At 70.6% G+C, this 18587-nt stretch carries 20 protein-coding genes; 17 read left to right on the top strand and 3 right to left on the bottom strand.

Annotated features, from left to right (window positions below; genetic code table 11):
* Positions 1-145 precede the first annotated feature (145 nt).
* The 5 genes from ABT171_RS01725 to ABT171_RS01705 all read left to right on the top strand — a co-directional run bounded on the left by ABT171_RS01725 (position 146) and on the right by ABT171_RS01705 (position 4678).
* On the top strand, positions 146-1198 hold the full coding sequence (locus ABT171_RS01725) for a sugar kinase (RefSeq protein WP_351238611.1): 1053 nt from the start codon (positions 146-148) through the stop codon (positions 1196-1198).
* Positions 1195-1956, top strand: coding sequence for an IclR family transcriptional regulator (locus ABT171_RS01720; RefSeq protein WP_351238609.1), 762 nt, complete (start codon positions 1195-1197; stop codon positions 1954-1956). The genes ABT171_RS01725 and ABT171_RS01720 overlap by 4 nt, the downstream gene beginning before the upstream one ends.
* On the top strand, positions 1953-2372 hold the full coding sequence (locus ABT171_RS01715) for a RidA family protein (protein WP_351238607.1): 420 nt from the start codon (positions 1953-1955) through the stop codon (positions 2370-2372). Before ABT171_RS01720 ends, ABT171_RS01715 begins: the two co-directional genes overlap by 4 nt.
* 122 nt (positions 2373-2494) lie before the next feature.
* Complete coding sequence (locus tag ABT171_RS01710) at positions 2495-3997, top strand: GntP family permease (protein ID WP_351238605.1); 1503 nt, start codon at positions 2495-2497, stop codon at positions 3995-3997.
* Positions 3998-4090: 93 nt separating this feature from the next.
* The gene (locus ABT171_RS01705) at positions 4091-4678 is read left to right on the top strand and encodes a hypothetical protein (protein ID WP_351238603.1); all 588 of its coding nucleotides are present in this window, start codon (positions 4091-4093) and stop codon (positions 4676-4678) included.
* 570 nt (positions 4679-5248) lie between these two features.
* Here ABT171_RS01705 and ABT171_RS01700 read toward each other — a convergent pair.
* The 3 genes from ABT171_RS01700 to ABT171_RS01690 form a co-directional block, all read right to left on the bottom strand.
* Positions 5249-5989 (bottom strand): VOC family protein, encoded by a 741-nt coding sequence (locus tag ABT171_RS01700; RefSeq protein ID WP_351238601.1) that lies wholly within the window; start codon positions 5987-5989, stop codon positions 5249-5251.
* A 10-nt stretch (positions 5990-5999) separates the two neighbouring features.
* Positions 6000-6395 (bottom strand): LppU/SCO3897 family protein, encoded by a 396-nt coding sequence (locus ABT171_RS01695; RefSeq protein ID WP_503073070.1) that lies wholly within the window; start codon positions 6393-6395, stop codon positions 6000-6002.
* A 97-nt stretch (positions 6396-6492) separates the two neighbouring features.
* Positions 6493-8211 carry a chitinase gene (locus tag ABT171_RS01690; RefSeq protein WP_351238597.1) on the bottom strand — a complete coding sequence of 573 codons (1719 nt, stop codon included), beginning with the start codon at positions 8209-8211 and terminating at the stop codon, positions 6493-6495.
* Between the two features lie 306 nt (positions 8212-8517).
* On the opposite strand from ABT171_RS01690, the gene ABT171_RS01685 reads away from it, so the two are divergent.
* The 12 genes from ABT171_RS01685 (at position 8518) to ABT171_RS01630 (ending at position 18580) form a co-directional block, all read left to right on the top strand.
* The gene (locus ABT171_RS01685) at positions 8518-9402 is read left to right on the top strand and encodes a hypothetical protein (RefSeq protein WP_503072653.1); all 885 of its coding nucleotides are present in this window, start codon (positions 8518-8520) and stop codon (positions 9400-9402) included.
* 58 nt (positions 9403-9460) lie between these two features.
* Complete coding sequence (gene cpaB, locus ABT171_RS01680) at positions 9461-10168, top strand: Flp pilus assembly protein CpaB (protein WP_351238595.1); 708 nt, start codon at positions 9461-9463, stop codon at positions 10166-10168.
* Between the two features lie 12 nt (positions 10169-10180).
* The gene (locus ABT171_RS01675) at positions 10181-11413 is read left to right on the top strand and encodes a CpaE/TadZ family protein (protein WP_351238593.1); all 1233 of its coding nucleotides are present in this window, start codon (positions 10181-10183) and stop codon (positions 11411-11413) included.
* 52 nt (positions 11414-11465) lie between these two features.
* Positions 11466-11870: a TadE/TadG family type IV pilus assembly protein gene (locus ABT171_RS01670; protein ID WP_351239107.1), complete on the top strand. Its 405-nt coding sequence runs from the start codon at positions 11466-11468 to the stop codon at positions 11868-11870.
* A gap of 1 nt (position 11871) precedes the next feature.
* The gene (locus tag ABT171_RS01665; protein WP_351238591.1) at positions 11872-12216 is read left to right on the top strand and encodes a TadE/TadG family type IV pilus assembly protein; all 345 of its coding nucleotides are present in this window, start codon (positions 11872-11874) and stop codon (positions 12214-12216) included.
* Positions 12217-12232: 16 nt separating this feature from the next.
* The gene (locus ABT171_RS01660) at positions 12233-13570 is read left to right on the top strand and encodes a TadA family conjugal transfer-associated ATPase (protein ID WP_351238589.1); all 1338 of its coding nucleotides are present in this window, start codon (positions 12233-12235) and stop codon (positions 13568-13570) included.
* Between the two features lie 5 nt (positions 13571-13575).
* Complete coding sequence (locus ABT171_RS01655; RefSeq protein ID WP_351238587.1) at positions 13576-14520, top strand: type II secretion system F family protein; 945 nt, start codon at positions 13576-13578, stop codon at positions 14518-14520.
* A gap of 19 nt (positions 14521-14539) precedes the next feature.
* Positions 14540-15427, top strand: coding sequence for a DUF5936 domain-containing protein (locus ABT171_RS01650; RefSeq protein WP_351239105.1), 888 nt, complete (start codon positions 14540-14542; stop codon positions 15425-15427).
* Between the two features lie 7 nt (positions 15428-15434).
* On the top strand, positions 15435-16844 hold the full coding sequence (locus ABT171_RS01645) for a sensor histidine kinase (RefSeq protein ID WP_503072646.1): 1410 nt from the start codon (positions 15435-15437) through the stop codon (positions 16842-16844).
* 43 nt (positions 16845-16887) lie between these two features.
* Complete coding sequence (locus ABT171_RS01640) at positions 16888-17640, top strand: response regulator (protein ID WP_351238585.1); 753 nt, start codon at positions 16888-16890, stop codon at positions 17638-17640.
* A gap of 125 nt (positions 17641-17765) precedes the next feature.
* Entirely contained in the window at positions 17766-17963 is a 198-nt protein-coding gene (locus ABT171_RS01635; protein WP_351239101.1) for a Flp family type IVb pilin, read from the top strand.
* Positions 17963-18580 carry a pilus assembly protein TadG-related protein gene (locus ABT171_RS01630; protein ID WP_503073062.1) on the top strand — a complete coding sequence of 206 codons (618 nt, stop codon included), beginning with the start codon at positions 17963-17965 and terminating at the stop codon, positions 18578-18580. The genes ABT171_RS01635 and ABT171_RS01630 overlap by 1 nt, the downstream gene beginning before the upstream one ends.
* Positions 18581-18587: the final 7 nt, after the last annotated feature.

The following is an 18587-nucleotide window of genomic DNA, read 5'->3' as shown; positions in this document are numbered from 1 at the left end:
GCATTCTCTGCAACGACCATTGCAAGTCTTGCCAACTGGTGTCTAGCATCTCGCCGACACCGGGTCAACGGAGCCGCTACCCGGTCATCGGACAGGAGTCATCATCAACGACGCTGCTTACGTCTCGTCCGTTGCACACGACCGCGTGGGTCTTGTGGACACCGCGGACACCGTGGACGTCGTGGCGCTCGGCGAGTCCATGGTCACCTTCCTGCCGAGCCGAGCCGGCCGCCTCGCGGACGTGCCCTCCTTCGACCGCGCGATCGGCGGCGCCGAGTCCAACGTGGCCTGTGTGCTGGCCGCCGCCGGGCACTCCGCCCGCTGGGTCGGCCGGCTCGGCGCGGACGGCTTCGGCGACCACGTGGTGGAGCGCATCGCCGGGTACGGCGTCGACGTCTCGTCCGTCGACCGGGACCCGTTCCGGCCCACGGGGGTGTACTTCCGCACGGCGGGCGACCGGGGGACGGGCGCACACGAGGTGGCGTACTACCGGGCCGGTTCGGCGGCGTCGGCGATGTCCGTGGCCAACGTGGACCTGGCGGCGGCGTGGTCCGGTCGGGTGCTGCACCTGTCCGGGATCACGGCGGCGCTCTCCGCCGAGTGCCTGGAGCTGATGTACGCGCTGACGGCACCCCGCACCGGTCGTCCCCTGGTCTCCTTCGACGTCAACTACCGGCCCGCGCTGTGGCGCCACACCCCTGACGGACCGGGCGCGCTACTGGAACTGGCGCGCCGTGCGGACATCGTGTTCCTGGGCGACGACGAGGCACGCGACGCCTGGGGGCTGCACGGTGGACGCGCCGTTGTGGACGCGCTGCCCGAACCGGCGATCGTCGTCGTCAAGCAGGGCGGGGGCGGAGCGACCGCCTTCGGGGGTGGAGAGAAAGGCACCGCCGGTACGGCCGTGTTCGTCCCCGCACCGAAGGTGGACGTCGTCGCCCACGTCGGCGCGGGCGACGCCTTCGCCGCGGGATTCCTCTCCGGCACCCTCCGCGGCCTGCCCCTCAAGGCGCGGCTGAGGTACGGCCACCTCTTCGCCGCCGCGACCCTGACCACCCCCGCCGACCTGGCCGCCCCGCCCGCACGGGACCACGCCGACCGCCTGACCGCCCTGGACGACACCGCATGGGGGAGACTTCGACTCGCCCCCGGCTGGACGCAGGCCGAGTGGGACGAGGAGGAGGCGAACACCCCATGAGCCAGACCGTCGACCGCGCCCTGAGCATCCTGCCCCTGCTCGCGGCGGGCCCCGCCGACCTCGGCCAGGTCGCCGACCGCCTGGGCGTGCACAAATCCACGGCACTCCGCCTGCTGCGCACCCTGCACGAGCACGGCCTGGTCTACCGCCAGTCCGACCAGCGCTACCGCCTCGGCGCCCGCCTCTTCGCCCTCGCCCAGGAGGCGATGGAGAACCTCGACGTCCGCGAGATCGCCCACCCCCACCTCGTACGGCTCAACGAGACCTGCGGTCACACCGTGCACCTCGCCGTCCACGAGGAGGGCGAGGTCCTCTACATCGACAAGGTGGACAGCCGCTACCCCGTCCGCATGTACTCGCGGATCGGCAAGCCCGTCGCCATCACGGTCGCGGCCGTGGCGAAACTCCTCCTCGCCGACCTCCCCGAGCCCGAGCGCCGCGCCCTCGCGGACAAGCTCGACTATCCCCAGTACACGCCCCGTTCGACCCCGAACGCCGAGGCGTTCCTCAAGGAGCTGGCCACGGTACGCGAACAGGGCTGGGCCGCCGACCTCGGTGGCCATGAGGAGTCCATCAACTGCGTCGCCGCCCCGATCCGCGGCGCCGACGGCCGGGTGGTCGCCGCCATGTCGGTGTCCGCGCCGAACGTGGTCGTCACCGCCGAGGAACTCCTCGCCCTGCTCCCGCAGGTCCGCCGTACCGCGGACGCGATCAGCGGCGAATACTCCGGACGAACGCCAGTAAAGGACCCCGAATGACGGACACGACGGAAAAGACCGCCCTCACCCCGAAGACGCACACCACCCCGCCCGCCAAGTTCTCGCACGGCGTGAGGAAGGGCAACATTCTCCAGGTCGCCGGTCAGGTCGGCTTCCTGCCCGCCGAGGACGGCAAGCCCCCGACCCCGGCCGGCCCCTCCCTGCGCGAGCAGACCCTCCAGACCCTCGCCAACGTCAAGGCGATCCTCGAAGAGGGCGGCGCGAGCTGGGACGACGTGATGATGATCCGCGTCTATCTCACGGACGTGGACCACTTCGCCGAGATGAACGACATCTACAACGCCTACTTCGAGGAGCAGGGTCTCACCCAGCCGCCCGCCGCCCGGACCACGGTCTACGTCGGCCTCCCGGCAGGCCTCCTCATCGAGATCGACGCGCTCGCCGTGCTCGGCTGAGCAGCTGACGATCCCCCACCACCCGTACGCCCCTTCACGGTACGGCGGCCCCCGCACCCGGCCCGCCGTACCGCGATCCCCCCTGCCCGAAAGCACCATGTTCCTACGCAGAGGACCCCCGCATGTCCTTCATCTCGATGGCGGCAACCGCTGCTTCCGTGGCGGCGACCGCCCCAGCCACCCCACCACCCCACACCGGAGGCCTGCTCCTCCTCCTCGACGGCACCCCCGGCCTCCTCACCGTCGCCGCCCTGGGCATAGCCCTCCTCCTCTTCCTCATCATCAAGGTCCGGCTCCAGCCCTTCGTGGCGCTCCTCGCCGTCTCCCTGGCCGTGGGCCTGCTCGCCGGACTCCCGGTCACCGAACTCTTCGGCACCGTGCAGCGCTCCGACGCCGTCTCCACCATCGAGTCCGGCATGGGCGGCATCCTCGGCCACGTCGCGATCATCATCGGCCTCGGTACGATGCTCGGCGCGATCCTGGAGGTCAGCGGCGGAGCCGAGGTACTGGCCTCCCGGCTCCTCGGCCTGTTCGGCGAGCGGCGCGCCCCCCTCGCCATGGGCCTGACCGGCCTGGTCTTCGGCATCCCGGTCTTCTTCGACGTGGGCATCTTCGTCCTGGCGCCGCTCGTCTACGCGGCGGCGAAACGCGGCGGCACGTCGATCCTCCTCTTCTGCCTCCCGCTGCTCGCCGGCCTCTCCATGACCCACGCCTTCCTGCCCCCGCACCCCGGCCCGGTCGCCGCCGCCGGCCTGCTGCACGTCCAGCTCGGCTGGATCATCCTCATGGGCATCGTCTGCGGGATCCCGGCCGTACTGGCCGCCTGGGCGTTCTCCGCCTGGATCGGAAACCGGATCTTCGTCGCCGTACCGCAGGACATGGCCGAGGCCGCGGAGGAGGCGAAGCGGGCCGTTGTGGCCGAGCAGCGCGCCCAGGGCATGGAGCCCGGGGAGAGGCCGGTACCGCTCGCCACGGTCCTGGCCGTCATCGGCACACCCCTGACCCTCATCCTCGCGGCCACCTTCTCCTCGATCGCCCTGGACCCGTCCCCCGCCCGCTCGGTCCTGGAGTTCCTCGGCAACCCGTTCGTGGCCCTGACCCTGGCCCTCCTCCTCGCCTACTACCTCCTGGGAATCCGCCGGGGCTGGTCCCGCAAGTCCCTGGAGACGGTGTCCACTTCGTCTTTGAAGCCGGTCGGCAACATCCTGCTGGTGGTCGGTGCGGGCGGGGTCTTCGGCGCCGTACTGAAGGCGAGCGGGGTGGCGCAGGCGCTGTCGGACACCTTCCACGGCGTGGGCCTGCCGGTGATCGTGCTGTCGTACCTGATCTCCCTGGTCCTGCGGGTGGCCCAGGGCTCGGCGACGGTCGCGATCGTGACGACGGCGGGCATCGTCGCGCCCCTCCTGTCGGAGGGCCACCACTCCCAGGCCTTCATCGCCCTGGTCATCATGGCCATTTCGGCCGGCTCGATCTTCGCCTCGCACGTCAACGACGGTGGCTTCTGGATGGTGGCCACGTACTTCGGCATCAGCGAGCGGGACACGCTGCGGACGTGGACGGTCCTGGAGTCGGTGCTGTCGGTGACGGGGTTCGCGGTGGCGGCGGCGGTGAGTGTGTTTGTGTGAGGGCGAGGGCCTGGGTGTGAGTGTGACGTGAGTGAGACCGGGGATGAGCGGGCTGACTGGTTCCGGCACGGGGAAGTCGTCCATACTGCCGCCGTGGAGCAGCGCATAGGAGCGAGCAGCAAGCCGTCCAAGGGCGAGCCGTTGAAGGCCGAGCCCGTGATGGGCGCCGGTTTCGACCCGGCGTTCATCCCTGGCATCACGGCCCCGGCACCGGCACCGGCGAAGTCCGACGAGCCGGAGCCGGAGGACGCGGAAGCGTCGGCAGAGCGGGCAGAGCGGGCAGAGCCGGAGGGCGCGGAAGAACCGGCAGGGCTGGAGGACTCCGAGGCTGCCGGGACGGCCGGGACCGCCGGGGAAGCCTTGGAGTCTGCGGATGACGAAGGCCCGGACGACGGCCCCGTCTTCGAGGCCTCCGACCGCCGCGCGAAGATCGTGGCCGACCGCAGGGGCGTCCGCCTCCGCCTGGACGAGGAGTCCTGCGAGTTCCGCTGGGACGAGATCGCCGCGGTCGAGACGGAGTCCCCCCGCTTCGGCAAGCGCTTCACGATCACGGTCCACACCCCCGACCGCCGCTGGTACCCGATCGAGATCGAGGCGCCGGCCCGCAACCGCTTCAAGGAGTGGGACGAGCAGCTGGACGCGGTACTCGACGCGTACTTCGAGCAGGAGTCCGCCGGCTGAGCCGGCGTCTCCTCAGTGCATGCGGCGGAGGTGGCGGAGTTGTTCGCCAGGGAGTGAGCAGGTGGCCGTTGGGCCGCTCGCTTCTGGGTCAGTGTCGGGCTTCCGCGAGGTGCGTCAAGGGCGCTTCCGTTCCGCTGCGCTCCACTCCCGCGTCGCCTTCGGCGATGGCCCTGCGGGCCACCCTTGACCCACCTCGCTCCAGCCCGGGGAAGAAGCGAGCGAGCGGCCCGGAAGAGCGGTGGCCCCGACCGGTACCGGTCCCTTGGGTCGGCTGCGTGCGTGGCGTCGGCGAGGGTGCGCGGTCGCGCCTCGTAGGGACGCCGGGTGAGTTCGGCGGCCGCGGGGCCGGTGGATGGGGAGCCGGTGGATGGGGAGCCGGTGGCTGGGGGCGCGGGCGCGGCGGGTGCCTCGGCCTCAAGGGTTGGCCGCAGGGGGCGATTGGCAGTTTTGGGCCACGCGGTGGAGTCAGCGGGGACGCAGGCGGGGATGGATGTGCCTGGCGGCGTGGCCCAGAACTGCCAATTTGCCGCAGCGGAGGGATTTAGCCCGGGTGTCGTCCAAGGTGCTGTGTCAGGACAGGGCGCAGACGCAGAACTCGTGGCCCTCCGGGTCGGTCAGACACGTCCACGGGACGTCGCCCTGGCCGACGTCGAGGTCGGTGGCGCCGAGGGCCCGCAACCGGGCCACCTCGGCTGCTTTGTCGTCACCGGGGTAGGGCAGCAGGTCAAGATGGACGCGGTCCGGCACGGTCTTCACGTCGGGCGTGCGGAGGAACTCCAGATAGGGGCCGACGCCCTTGGCGGAGCGCAGCACCGCGTGGTCGTCGGTCACCTCGTGCAGGGTCCAGTCGATCGCCTCACTCCAGAACCGGGCCATGGCCCGCGGATCCACGCAGTCGACCACCACCGCGGCGATCGGCCCGGTGTCGCGGTAGGTCTCCCGAGGCTCCAGCACGCAGAACTCGTTGCCCTCCGGGTCCGCGAGGACCGTCCACGGCACATCGCCCTGGCCCACGTGGGCGGGCGTCGCACCGAGCGCCTTCAGACGCGCGACCAGCTCTGTCTGATGGGCCGCGGAGGTGGTGGCGAGGTCCAGGTGCACCCGGTTCTTTGTTGTCGTCTTGGGTTCCGGGACGGGAACGACGTCGATGCAGACGGCGACCGGGTCCGGCCAGACGGGGCCGCCGGCGGGGCCGACGTAGGTGGTGACGCCGGGGCTGTAGGCGCTCCAGCCGAGCGCCTCCGCCCAGAACCGGCCGACCGTCGGGGCGTCAAGAGCCTTGATGTTCACCTGAACGGGCCGCAGTGCCATGTCCGAGATCCTATGCACCCGCTCTGTGTTGTTTCTTGCCCTTCTCGTCGTTGTTCTTGAAGCAGACGACGAACCACTTCCCGGGGCCCGACTGGGTGAGCGAGCCGGTCGTGCCCGGAACGTCCTCGCACGCGAAGGTGTCGACGACGGCGTTTGCGTTCATCTTCAGGACCTTGTAGTCCGCGTGCGGGTCGGTGCAGTCGAGCTTCTTGGTCTTCGCTTCCTTGTTCGTCCCGAGGTTCTCGAAGCAGTCACCGGCCTTGAGCGTCGCGGACTGGTCCTTCGTGTCGTGCGGGCCGAATGCCCAGAACGCCGTCATAGCCGCGAGGACGAGGATCAGACCGAGGAGGATCAGGCGGTTGCGTCGTATCTGCGCCGGGGTGTACGGGGTGTTCAGGGGCGGCATTTGGGACACGGGCGGTTCCTCAGTCGGTGGGGACGTGCGAAGGCGGTCACGAATCTAGCCCACCTGCTGGTACTCGTTGTTCGCGGCGGAACCCAGGTCACGGCAGGGCGTGCACATGCGCCCCTACCGCACTCGACCACGCGTTCCCCGCCGAGGCGTCCCAGTTCGTCGACCAGGTCATCGCGCCGCGCAGGCCGGGATAGGTCCTGGACGGCTTGAAGGTGCCGCAGCCGGTGCCGGCCGTCAGGCAGTCCAGGGCGTTGTCGACCACCGTCGGCGAGACGTATCCGCTGCCTGCCGCACTCGTGGAGGCCGGGAGGCCCAGGCCCACCTGGGACGGGGCGAGGCCGCCCTGGAGCTGGATGCAGGCCAGGGCCGTGAGGAAGTCGACGGAGCCCTGGCTGTACACCTTGCCGTCGCAGCCCAGCATCGAACCGCTGTTGTAGTACTGCGTGTTGACGACCGTGAGGATGTCCTTGATGTTCAGGGCCGTCTGGAAGTACGCGTTCGACGTCGACTGCATGTCGATCGTCTGCGGTGCCATCGTGATGATCAGGGACGAACCCGCCTTCGATGACAGGGCGCGGAGGGCCTGTGTCATGTAGGTCGCGTTGAGGCCGTTCTCCAGGTCGATGTCCACGCCGTCGAAGCCGTACGTCTGCATCAGCGAGTAGACCGAGTTCGCGAAGTTCGTCGCCGAGGCCGAGTCGCTGATCGACACGGTGCCGTTCTGGCCGCCGATCGAGACGATGACCTTCTTGCCGGCCGCCTGCTTGGCCTTGATGTCCGCCTTGAACTGGTCGGTCGTGTAGCCGCCCAGGCCGGACGAGTCCAGGGTGAAGGTCACGGCTCCCGGCGTCGAGGTCGCGTCCGCGAAGGCCACCGCGATGATGTCGTACGACGACGGGACGTCCGACAGCTTCTGGACCTTCGCGCCGTTGTTGAAGTTCTGCCAGTAGCCGGTCACCGCGTGCCTGGGCAGCGAGCCGCCGTCGCCGCCGCTGCCGCCGGTGGCCGTCGTGGCCGTCACCGGCGTCGACTTCGCCGACTCGCCCGCCGCGTTCGTCGCCGTCACCTGGAAGGAGTACGAGGTCGCGGGGGAGAGGCCCGTCAGCGTCGCCGACGTTCCCGTCACCGCCGTGGTCTTCGTGCCGTCCCGGTAGACGTTGTAGCCCGTCGCGCCCGGCACCGCGGCCCAGGACAACGACACCGACGAGGAGGTCGTGGACGAGACCGTCAGGCCGGCCGGAGCCGCCGGAACGGTCGGGGCCGGGTCGCCGCCCGCGCCGCCGTCGGGGCCGTAGACCGTGACGTCGTCGGCGTAGTACGCCGCCTGGCCGTACCAGCCGTGGGTGTAGAGCGTGACCGATGTCGTCGACGCGCCCGTGGTGAAGGTCGTGGACAGCTGTTTCCAGACGGGCGTGTCCGGCGTCCACGTGGACACGTCCGTCGTGCCCGTGCCCGTCACGCCCAGGTAGGAGTAGCCGCCCTGGACCCATGCGCTCAGCGTGTAGGTCGAGTTGGGCCTGACCGCGACCGTCTGGGTGCACTGGGCGTCGTCCTGGCCGGCGGGGGTCGCCTTCAGTGCGGAGGAGCCGGAGTGTACCGGGGAGGAGACCGTCGTACCGCTGCCGGCCGTGCAGGTCCAGTTGGTCAGGCCCGACTCGAATCCCGCGTTCCTGACGTTGTTGACGTCCGCCGCGGAGGCCGGGGTGGCGGCGGCGAGGCCTGCCGCGGAGAGGGCCAGGGCGGTGGCCGCGGACCACAGGGTGATTCGGCGTCGGCGGGGTCTGGGTATGCCTGGTGCATGGTCCATGGGGGGCCTCCGGTGGGGGAGTCGACGAATTCGGCGCGAGGGAGCCTTGGGGGAGGGGAGAGAAGCGGTGGCCACCGTTCGGCTACAAGTTGGTCCAGACCAATCAGGGTGTCAAGAGGTTCAGACCAAAACTGTTTCCGGGTGCCCGCTCAAGCTGTCCGGATTTGGCGGGAGTTGTGACCGGAGAGTTCCACGCGAGCTTCACCAACGCTGTTCTCCGGCCATACGGCCGTGGATACAGTGCTCAGGTAGTCACGCAGTGAAGTCGTCCCGGCGTACGGGGGTCACCCCGATGGGCCGGCGGGTGTGAAGAGCGGGGAGCTGCGCGTGCCAACTGCCATTGCCGTGACCAGTGCCGACATGGCGCTGCCGGCGCAGGACGAACGGACCATGCCGGCCGTCGTGCTCAGCGGCATCGACCAGCGGCCGCTGGAGCAGGCGCTCACCGAACTCCACACCCTGACCGAGCAGTACGGCTATGTCGTCGTCCTCTGCTCGGCCGCCACTCCGGACCCCGTCGTACGACGCCTGCACACCCTGCGCTCACTGCTGGAGAGCGACCGCATCGCCGTCTTCCGGCCCGAACTGCCCCCGCTGGGAGTCGCCGTGCTCGCCCGGCAGTTGCGCCAGCTAGCCTCCTGCGACCTGAGCCCGGGTGTGCTCGCCTCCGCCGGGCGGCTGCTCACCCACTACCTCCACGCCGGGGCCGTCCTCGGCTCCGTCGCCAAGCTGGACCGGGTCCCGGTCGGGCTGAAGGCGCACGCCAAGTCATGGATGCCCGGAAGTCAGTTCGCCGTGCTCGCCCATCCGGAGCCGCAGCTCGTCAAGGTCGGACCCGGCGTCACCCTCAAGGGGCCCGATTTCCACACGTGGATGCTCGTCGCCAAGGGGCAGCAGGCGCAGGGCGACTGGGTCGCCGGGCTCGCCGGGCAGTGGAGCGTGCACGGACTGCGCGAGGTTCCGCTGCCCGCCGAGTCCACGGCGTGGTGGGGGACCGCCCGGATCACCGAGTTCTGCAGCTACCTCGCCGATCTGTCCGTTCTGTATCAACTCGTCACGTCGGTGCGGCAGGCCGGATGCCACTGGTGCGGCCTGGACGTCATCGGCGACCGCTGCGTCTTCTGCTCCGCCACCCCGCCCGCCCGCGAACCCGCCGCGCCCCGCGCCCTGGAACAGCGCACGCCCGCCTGACCAGCCCAGCACGTCCCTGCCCCGCTCGACCGATTCCCCCAATGAGGTTGCACGGCCCATGAACTCCCGTCAGCGCCGCGGCGTGATACTCCTGATCCTGTCGGTCCTGTGCGCTCTCGGCGCGTTCGCCGGTGTGCTCTCCGTCGTCCATGACGTGAATTCCAAGGTGGGGCCCGAGGTCACGGCCTATCGGGTCCGGTCCGACGTGCAGCCCTACACGGCCCTGGACGCCGGCCAGTTCGAGCGGATCAGGATGCCGAAGCGGTGGCTGTCCGGCACCGCGGTCACGGATCTGCGGCAGGTCCAGGGCAAGATCGCCGTCACCACCCTGCGCGCGGGCTCCCTGCTCCAGACCGACATGATCGTCGACCAGCCCGCCCTCCAGCCCGGACAGCAGGAGGTCGCCATCATGATCGACGCGGCGACCGGCGTGGCCGGGAAGATCACCCCGGGCGCGCGGGTCAACGTCTACGCCACCTTCGCGGGGAAGAAGGACGGCGACCCCGACCAGTCGAAGATCATCGTGACCAACGCGCGCGTCCTCGACGTCGGCCGGATCACCGCCCTCGACCCCGACAGCAGCAAGAACCAGCAGCAGCCCACCCAGGCCGTCCCCATCACCTTCGCGCTGTCCACCCTCGACGCCCAGCGCCTCACCTACGCCGAGTCCTTCGCCCAGCGCGTCCGGCTCGCGCTGGTGGCCCCCGGCGGCGGGACCGGCGTCCCGGACAAGGACCGCAGCTACGAACTCGCGACGGACAAGTGAGAGGCGGCCCGCATGCCCACCAGGATCCTCCCGGCCGGCGCGGACCCGGACGCCGTCCGCTCCCTCGCCACCCTGCTCAGCCAGCTCCCCGACGCCGAACCACAGCCACCGGTGACCGACTCCACCCAGCTGGTGGACACCCTCGCCCGGCTCGCCGCCGAGTCCGTGGACGAACTGCCCGAGGTCGTCGTCGTCCACGAGCGGATCGGTCCGGTCCCGGCCCTGGAGCTGATCCGCGAGGTCGCGCTCCGCTTCCCCGCCGTCGGCGTCATCCTCGTCACCACCGACACGAGCCCCGGCCTGTTCTCCGCCGCGATGGACTCCGGCGCCCGCGGACTGGTCGCGCTCCCGCTGTCGTACGAGGAACTCGCCAGCCGGGTCCAGGCCGTCGCCCAGTGGTCGACGGGGGTACGCCGCCACCTCGGCCACGGCGCGGACGTCCTCGGCGGAGCCGGCGGTACGGCCGTCACGGTCAGCGGCGCCAAGGGCGGCGTGGGAGCGACGCTCACGGCCATCCAGCTGGCCCTCGCCGCGCAGGCCTCCGGCCGGGCGACGGCCCTGGTCGACCTGGACCTGCAGACCGGGGACATCGCCTCCTACCTGGACATCCAGTTCCGCCGGTCCGTGGTCGACCTCGCCGCCATCGCCGACATCTCGCCCCGCGTCCTCGCCGACGCCGTCTTCCGCCACGACACCGGGATCTCCCTGCTCCTCGCCCCCGCCGAGGGCGAACGCGGCGAGGAGGTCACCGACCGCGCCGCCCGCCAGATCGTCAGCGCACTGCGCTCCCGCTACGAGGTGGTCGTGGTGGACTGCGGCGCCCAGTTGAGCGGTGCGGGTGCGGCGGCGGTGGAGATGGCCGACACCGCGCTGCTGGTGACCACCCCGGACGTGATCTCCGTACGCGCCGCCAAGCGGACGGTACGGATGTGGGACCGGCTGCAGATCCGCAAGGCCGAGGAGACCACCGTCGTCGTCAACCGGCACACGCGCAGCACGGAGATCCAGCCCGCGCTGGTGCAGCGCATCACCGGGACCGCCCTGGCGCGTACCGCCGTCCCCGCCAACTTCAAGGAGCTGCAGGGCGTCGTGGACGCGGGGCGGCTGCACGAGCTGGACAGCAGGAGCACGGTGAAGCAGGCGCTGTGGGCGCTCGCCGGGGAGCTGGGACTGGTGAAGGCGGCCGAGCGGGCGCATCGCGGAAGCGGGCGGGGTCCGGCCGGATTCCGGCGGCGGAAGGAGTGAGCGCTCCATGAACTCCATGAACTCCATGAACTCCATGAACTCCGTGAGCTTCATGAACTCCGTGAACGCCGTGAGAAGGAGAAGGCCGGGTGGGGACCGGGGACAGGTGAGTGTCGAGTTCCTGGGCATGACGCCGCTGATCGTCCTGACGCTGGTGCTCCTGTGGCAGGCCGTGCTCGTGGGGTACACCTTCACGCTCGCCGGGAATGCTGCGGACGAGGGGGTGCGGGCGGGGACGGCGGCGCCGCGGGGGGAGCGGCAGGGGGTGTGCGAAGAGGCGGCCCTGAAGCATGTGTCGAAGGCGTGGCGAGGGGGAGCCAAGGTGAGCGGGTGCGACCAGACCGGTTATGTGACCGTGGACGTGCGGCTCAAGGTGCCCGTCCTCTTTCCCGGCCTCATCGACTTCCCCGCCCACGTGACCGGCCACGCCGGTGCCGTCGAGGAGGTGAAGGACTGAGATGCGTCGCCGCAGCAGCGACCGGGGCCAAGTCGCCGTCGAATACCTCGGGTTCATCCCCGTCCTCCTGATCGTGGCCATGGCGGGCATCCAGATCGGGGCGATCGCCTACGCCGCCGAGCAGGCCGGTACGGCGGCGCGGGCGGGGGCCCGGGCGGCCTCGCTTGAGCAGTCGTACACGCAGGCCTGTACGGACGCCGTGAGCGGGCCGCTCACGGTCTCGTGCGTCGCCGGCAAGGGCGCCGACTCGGTCACCGTCACCGCCACCGTCGGCATCCCCCGGATCATCCCCGGCTGGGATTTCGGCCACGCCGTCAAGTCCGCCACCATGCCGCTCGACCACTAAGCGAGGAGTCGCCGACATGAGCCTGCGGGCACGCATCAGCACCCCGGAGGAGCACGGCAGCCGGGGCGAGGACGGGCATCTGGTCGCCTCCTACCGGGCCAAGCTGCTGGAGGAGATCGACCTCGCGGAGATGAGCTCGCTGGCCGCCGCCGATCGCCGGGCCCGGCTGGAGCGGGTGCTCGGGCACATCATCAGCCGGGAGGGCCCGGTGCTGTCGACGGTCGAGCGTGCGCAGCTGATCCGCCGGGTGGTGGACGAGGCACTGGGCCTCGGCATCCTGGAGCCGCTGCTGGAGGACGCGTCGATCACCGAGATCATGGTGAACGGCCCCGACGCGGTCTTCGTCGAGCGAGGCGGCCGCGTCGAGCAGTTGCCCCTCCGGTTCGTCTCGGCCGACCAGCTGATGCAGACCATCGAGCGGATCGTCTCCACGGTGAACCGCAGGGTCGACGAGTCGAACCCGATGGTGGACGCCCGCCTGCCCTCCGGCGAGCGCGTCAACGTCATCATCCCGCCGCTGTCGCTGACCGGCCCGATCCTCACCATCCGCCGCTTCCCGCGCTCCTTCACCCTCCAGGAGCTGATCGCCTTCGGCTCACTGGACGAGCACATGGTGTATCTGCTGGCGGGGCTGGTGCAGGCGAAGTTCAACATCATCGTGTCGGGCGCCACGGGCACCGGGAAGACGACCCTGCTCAACGCCCTCTCCGGGCTCATCCCACCCCACGAACGCATCATCACCATCGAGGACTCCGCCGAACTCCAGCTCCAGCAGGCGCACGTGGTCCGCCTGGAGTCCCGGCCGCCGAACGTCGAGGGCAAGGGCCAGGTCACCATCCGCGACCTGGTCCGCAACTCCCTCCGCATGCGCCCGGACCGGATCGTGGTCGGCGAGGTCCGCGGCGGCGAGTCCCTCGACATGCTCCAGGCGATGTCGACGGGCCATGACGGATCGCTCGCGACGGTGCACGCGAACAGCGCGGAGGACGCGCTCACCCGGCTCCAGACCCTCGCCTCCATGAGCGACGTGGAGGTGCCCTTCGTAGCGTTGCACGACCAGATCAACAGCGCGGTCGACGTCATCGTCCAGCTCACCCGGTTCGCCGACGGCGCCCGCCGGATCACCGAGATCGCGCTCCTCGACAGCCACGGCGGGGAGCCGTACCGGCTCGCGACCGTCGCCCGGTTCGACGCCCGGCCCATGACCCCCGACGGGCGCGTGTACGGCACCTTCCAGTACTTCCCGCTGCCCCGCCGTACCGCCGACCGCCTCTACATGGCGAGCCAGCCCATCCCGCAGGCCTTCGGAGTCGCCCACTCCACGGACCAGCTCGCCACCCGAGAAGCCAGGTAGGCCCCATGGAACTCCACACCCTCGTCCAGCTCACCACCGGCGTGACGCTGCTGGCCTGCGTCCTGGCGGTGGCCGGTGTGCACGCCTACGCCTCGGGCCGGGCCCGGCGCGCCGCCCTCGTGGACCGGCTCAGCCACACCGGCCCGCTCCCGGCGACCGGCCGCAGGCGCCGCTTCCGCGACCTCGACCGGCGGCTGCGCCGTACCCGGTTCGGCCGCTGGCTGGAGCTGCGCCTGGCGGCGACCGGACTGGACGTCACCCCGGGCGAGTTCTTCGTCTACATGCTCGGCACGGTCGCCGCGCTCTGGCTGGTCGGCCAGGCCGCCCTGGCCCCCTTCTTCGGCCCGCTCGCCGGCCTGCTCGGCATCTGGGCGGCGGTCCAGTTCCTCAACTGGCAGCGCCAGAAACGCATCGAGCGTTTCATCGGCCAACTCCCCGAGCTGGCCCGCATCCTGGCCAACGCCACCCAGGCGGGCCTGGCCCTGCGCACCGCGATCGGCATGGCGGCGGAGGAACTGGAGGCCCCGGCCGGCGAGGAACTGGGCAAGGTGGCCGACCAGCTGGCCATCGGCCACTCCCTCGACGACGCGCTGGGCGAGCTGGCCGACCGCCTGCCGTCCCGCGAGCTGGTCGTCCTGGTCACCACCCTGGTCCTCTCGAACCGCGCCGGCGGCCAGGTCGTGTCCGCCCTGCGGAACCTCACCGAGACCCTGGAGGAACGCAAGGAGACCCGGCGCGAGATCCGCACCCAGCTGAGCCAGGTGACGATGACGTCGTACGCCGTGCCCGTCCTGGGCGTCGGCGCGCTCTTCCTGATGAACGGCGTCAAGGACGGCGCGCTGGCCCGCATGACCGGCTCACCGGCCGGCCAGGCCTGTGTGCTCATCGCCTTCGCGATGTACGCGGTCGGATTCGTCCTCATCCGGCGCCTGAGCCGGATCGACGTGTGAGGGGAGGGCCGGCCTGATGGTGGGATTCCTGCTGGCACTGCTGCTGGGGCTCGGTGTCTGGGGCGCCTTCGCGGGCATCCGCATGTACCGCGCGGACGCGAAACTCCCCGGTGACCTGGCGGTGGCCCTGGAGGTGGGCGCCACCCGCACCGGCGCGGTGGACTCGGTCATCGACCGGATGGGCATGCGCTACGCCCCCGCCGTGCTGCGCCTGATGGGCCCGCGCCTGGTCGCCAGGTACCGCCGCAAGATCGACCTCGCCGGCAACCCCGGAGGCCTGACCATCGACCGCTACGCGGCCCGCCGCGCGGTCTACGGCGCACTGGGCGGCCTTGGCTTCCTCGTCTTCCTGCTCCGCGGCCAGTGGTTCGTGGCCCTCCTCCTCCTGCTCTTCGGGGCGTTCTGGACGGAGGTCGGCATCTGGTCGGCGATCCGGGTCCGCAAGGAAGTCATCGAGCGCACCCTGCCGGACTTCCTGGACGTCCTGGCGGTGGTCGTCAGCGCGGGCCTCGGCTTCCGCCAGGCCCTGGACCGGGTGGCCTCCCGCTACGAGGGCCCCTGGGCGGACGAACTGCGCATCACCCTCCGCCAGATGGACCTGGGGATGAGCCGCCGCCAGGCCTTCGCGGAACTGAGGCGGCGCAACGACTCGGAACAGGTGGCGATGTTCGTGACGGCACTCCAGCAGGGGGAGGAGCTGGGCGCGCCCATCGTGGACACCCTGGTCTCCCTGGCCAAGGACATGCGCCGCACCGACGCGCAGAACGCCCGCCGCAAGGCCGCCCGCGCGGTGCCCAAGGCCACGCTGATGATCACCACGTTCATGGTCCCGGCCACCATGCTCCTGCTGGGGGCGGGCCTGATCCTCGGCTCCGGAGTGGACTTCGGCTCCCTCACGGGGAAGTGAGGCGGACATGACGGTGGCCGGGTGGACGGGGCGTGGCGGGAGTTCGGTCTTCGAGGGCCGCCTGAGCCGCCTGAAGGGGATCGGCGCCCGGTTCTCACGGCGCCGGACGACGGCCACCGGGACCCCGCATCCCGCCGCTGCCGCCACCGAACCCTCGGAGAAGATCCAGGTGAGCGCGCTGCAGGCGATGTGCCGGCAGGTCTTCGGCTTCCGCCTGGCCATGATCGCCCTGGCCGCCCCCGCCGCCCTGCTCAACGCGGCCCCCGGCCTGGGCGTACGCCTGGTCGGCGCGGCCGTGGTCGTCACCTTCATGGTGTCCTATGTCCTCTTCCGCGACTGGGAACGCTTCGGCCCCCTCCTCCTGCGCCACCCGAGCCTCCTGGCCGCCGACACCCTCTTCGGCTCGCTCCTCCTGGTCTCGGCCGGCCCCGACACCACCCTGGCCTACGTCAGCGTCTGCACCCCGCTCCTGGCGGGCCTGGTCTACAGCTGGCGTGGCGCGGCGTTCTTCGCCTCGCTCCAATCCCTGATCCTGCTGCTGGTCCACGCCACGCTGCGGGCCGACCGCCACGCCCCGGTCGCGGAGGCGCTCCTCCTGCCCGGCCTGTGCGTCATCGCCGGCGCCATGGGCTCGACCCTGCGCAACCTGATGCTCCGCTTCGGTGCGGCGACCCAGGCCCTGACGACGGTCCAGGCACGCCTGGCGGCGACCGAGGCGGTGAGCGCGGAACGCGCCCGGCTGGCCCGCGAGATGCACGACTCCGTGGCCAAGACGCTCTACGGCGTGGCCCTCGCGGCGGACGGCCTGGCGGCGACGGCCTCGGCGGACGCTCCCGACCCCGACCGGATCCGGCAACAGGCGGAACTGGTGTCCCGCTCGGCACGCAGGGCGGCGGCCGAGTCGAGAGAACTGCTGACGGACCTACGGCGAGAGCACCCGGACCTCCCGGGTGAGACCACCCCCTGGTCCGAACTGACCTGCCTGGTCGGTGACTTCGCGCAACGCACGCACCTCCGGGTCACCTGCTCCTGGCCACGCACGCCGGACGCGGACCCGAGGCTTCCCCCGTTGCCCGCGCCCGTGGCCCGCAACCTCTTCTCCATCGCCACGGAAGCGCTGGAGAACGCCCACCGTCACGCGGACGCGACCCGCGTCGACGTCCGCGCGGCGGTGTACGGCAACCTGCTGCGCCTCACGATCCACGACGACGGCCGGGGCCTGCCGCCCGACACGACACTCGAACGACTCCGCGACCGTGGCCACTACGGCCTGCTCGGCATGGTGGAACGGGCCACGCAGGCGGGCGCCCGGATCCGTATCGGCCGAGGCGGCCACGAACGGGGCACGGAGGTCCGCGTGGAACTCCCGCTGCCGGCCCTGCCCCACCGTCCCGGCCCATCCCCCGAGAGCCCCTGAAAACCCCGAGGAACCTTTGAGAGCCCCCGAGAGGAGGCAGACCATGCAGCACAGTCCCCCCTGGCCGGAGCCCCCCGCGCCGCCGCCTCCGCCGCTGCGGCTGTTGGTGGCCGACGACAACCCCGTGGTCCGGGCGGGCCTGACGGCCCTGCTCTCGGGCCGCGAGGACACCACGGTCGTGGCGGAGGCCGCGGACGGCCGCGAGGCCTACGAGGCCGCCGTGCGACACCGCCCCGACGTGATCCTCCTCGACGTCCGCATGCCCGAAGTCGACGGAATCTCGGCATTGCCGCACCTGGTACGGCTGGCGCCGGTCATGATGCTGACCTACAGCCACGAGACGGAGACCGTGCGGGAGGCGTTGCGGCTGGGGGCCGGGGGATACCTGGTGCACGGCGAGTTCACGACGGAGCAGTTGGTACGGGCGGTGCGGGATGTCGCGGAGGGACGGCCGCATGTGACACCGGGGGCGGCGAGGGCGTTGCTGGATGGGTTACGGGTGAGTGCACCTGCACACGACGACTCCCAAGTACCCGGCAAATTAGGGAAAACTCGCGGCCACAGCCTTTCGCAACTGCAATCCCCTGTGGGAGACTCGGTCCGTTCGCGTTTCCGGCTGAGTGCGAGGGAGGCGGAGATCATGGACCTCATCGCGTCCGGCATGACCAACCAGCAGATCGCCGCCGCCTGCTTCATCTCCGAGAAGACGGTCAAGAACCACATCAACCGCATCTTCGCCAAGCTCCAGACCACCACCCGGTCACAGGCGGCCGCGAAGTGGTTGGGGGTGGTCTGAGGTGGTGGTGCGGGGGCGTGGCGAGGGCCGTGAATGGGTCCGGGGTTGGGCCCTGGGGCCCTCTGGCGGGGGCCGGCACCCGGCATACGTTTTCCGGATCGGAGGCGAACCCGGAGGGGACCACCATGAGCAACTGGTTCAACACCACCGTCGCGTATCTGCAGGCCCGTGTTGCTCGCAGCGACAAGGGGCAGACGGCGGTGGAGTATCTGGGCATCATCGCGGTGGTGGTGGCGATCGTGTTGGCGATCACGGGGACGAGTATCGGGCAGACGATCTTCGACGCGATCAGGAACAAGATCAGCGAGGTAACCGGCGGCTGATCCCTCCACATCGCGACGAGGGGCAGGCCTTCCCCATCTACATCACGGTGGTGGCAGGCCTGCTCCTTCTTGCATTGGCCTACCTCGCCGTCGGACAGGCGGCGGTGAACCGGAGCGGGGCTCAGACGGCGGCGGACGCGGCAGCGCTCGCAGCGGCCCAGGACGAGCGTGTCCAACTCACGGATCAGTGGGGCAAGGTGCTGCGCGACCCTGAGAAGTGGCAGGACATCTTCGATGGCAGCGTGCCGCTCGACCACCCCGGCACCCCATGTCGACGGGCCGGCCAACTCGCCGTACTGAATGACGCCTCGCTGAACAACTGCTCTCCGTCGGGCTTGCTGAAGTACCGGGTCGACGTGCAGACGAACAAGAGCGTTGGCCGATCTGTCGTACCCGGCAGTGAGAACCACAAGTCCACGGCTTCCGCCGTCGCCGAGGTGCAACACCTCTGCACGTTCACCCCTCCCGACGAGGGTGCCAAGGGTGATGAGCTGCCCGCACTCACCTGCAAGGGCGGCAAGGTCTGGCATCTGAAGCCGGACGACACCACAGGGCTCCCGAAGCCTGAAGACCTCTTCGACGTCCACCTGGCCAACTCACCAGCGAACGATCAATGACGAAGGA

It is taken from the genome of Streptomyces sp. NPDC001851, assembly GCF_040297165.1.
Lineage (GTDB): Bacteria > Actinomycetota > Actinomycetes > Streptomycetales > Streptomycetaceae > Streptomyces.
Note: the sequence above shows the minus strand (reverse complement) of the source record. Positions and strands in the feature narration are given on the sequence as shown.

Excerpts from the sequence above, each read along its gene's own strand:
- ABT171_RS01720 (WP_351238609.1), top strand. The coding sequence starts at position 1,195 with ATGAGCCAGACCGTCGACCGCGCCCTGAGCATCCTGCCCCTGCTCGCG.
- ABT171_RS01715 (WP_351238607.1), top strand. The coding sequence starts at position 1,953 with ATGACGGACACGACGGAAAAGACCGCCCTCACCCCGAAGACGCACACC.
- ABT171_RS01710 (WP_351238605.1), top strand. The coding sequence starts at position 2,495 with ATGTCCTTCATCTCGATGGCGGCAACCGCTGCTTCCGTGGCGGCGACC.
- ABT171_RS01700 (WP_351238601.1), bottom strand. The coding sequence starts at position 5,989 with ATGGCACTGCGGCCCGTTCAGGTGAACATCAAGGCTCTTGACGCCCCG.
- ABT171_RS01695 (WP_503073070.1), bottom strand. The coding sequence starts at position 6,395 with ATGCCGCCCCTGAACACCCCGTACACCCCGGCGCAGATACGACGCAAC.
- ABT171_RS01690 (WP_351238597.1), bottom strand. The coding sequence starts at position 8,211 with ATGGACCATGCACCAGGCATACCCAGACCCCGCCGACGCCGAATCACC.
- cpaB (WP_351238595.1), top strand. The coding sequence starts at position 9,461 with ATGAACTCCCGTCAGCGCCGCGGCGTGATACTCCTGATCCTGTCGGTC.
- ABT171_RS01675 (WP_351238593.1), top strand. The coding sequence starts at position 10,181 with ATGCCCACCAGGATCCTCCCGGCCGGCGCGGACCCGGACGCCGTCCGC.
- ABT171_RS01670 (WP_351239107.1), top strand. The coding sequence starts at position 11,466 with ATGAACTCCGTGAACGCCGTGAGAAGGAGAAGGCCGGGTGGGGACCGG.
- ABT171_RS01665 (WP_351238591.1), top strand. The coding sequence starts at position 11,872 with ATGCGTCGCCGCAGCAGCGACCGGGGCCAAGTCGCCGTCGAATACCTC.
- ABT171_RS01660 (WP_351238589.1), top strand. The coding sequence starts at position 12,233 with ATGAGCCTGCGGGCACGCATCAGCACCCCGGAGGAGCACGGCAGCCGG.
- ABT171_RS01655 (WP_351238587.1), top strand. The coding sequence starts at position 13,576 with ATGGAACTCCACACCCTCGTCCAGCTCACCACCGGCGTGACGCTGCTG.
- ABT171_RS01645 (WP_503072646.1), top strand. The coding sequence starts at position 15,435 with ATGACGGTGGCCGGGTGGACGGGGCGTGGCGGGAGTTCGGTCTTCGAG.
- ABT171_RS01640 (WP_351238585.1), top strand. The coding sequence starts at position 16,888 with ATGCAGCACAGTCCCCCCTGGCCGGAGCCCCCCGCGCCGCCGCCTCCG.
- ABT171_RS01635 (WP_351239101.1), top strand. The coding sequence starts at position 17,766 with ATGAGCAACTGGTTCAACACCACCGTCGCGTATCTGCAGGCCCGTGTT.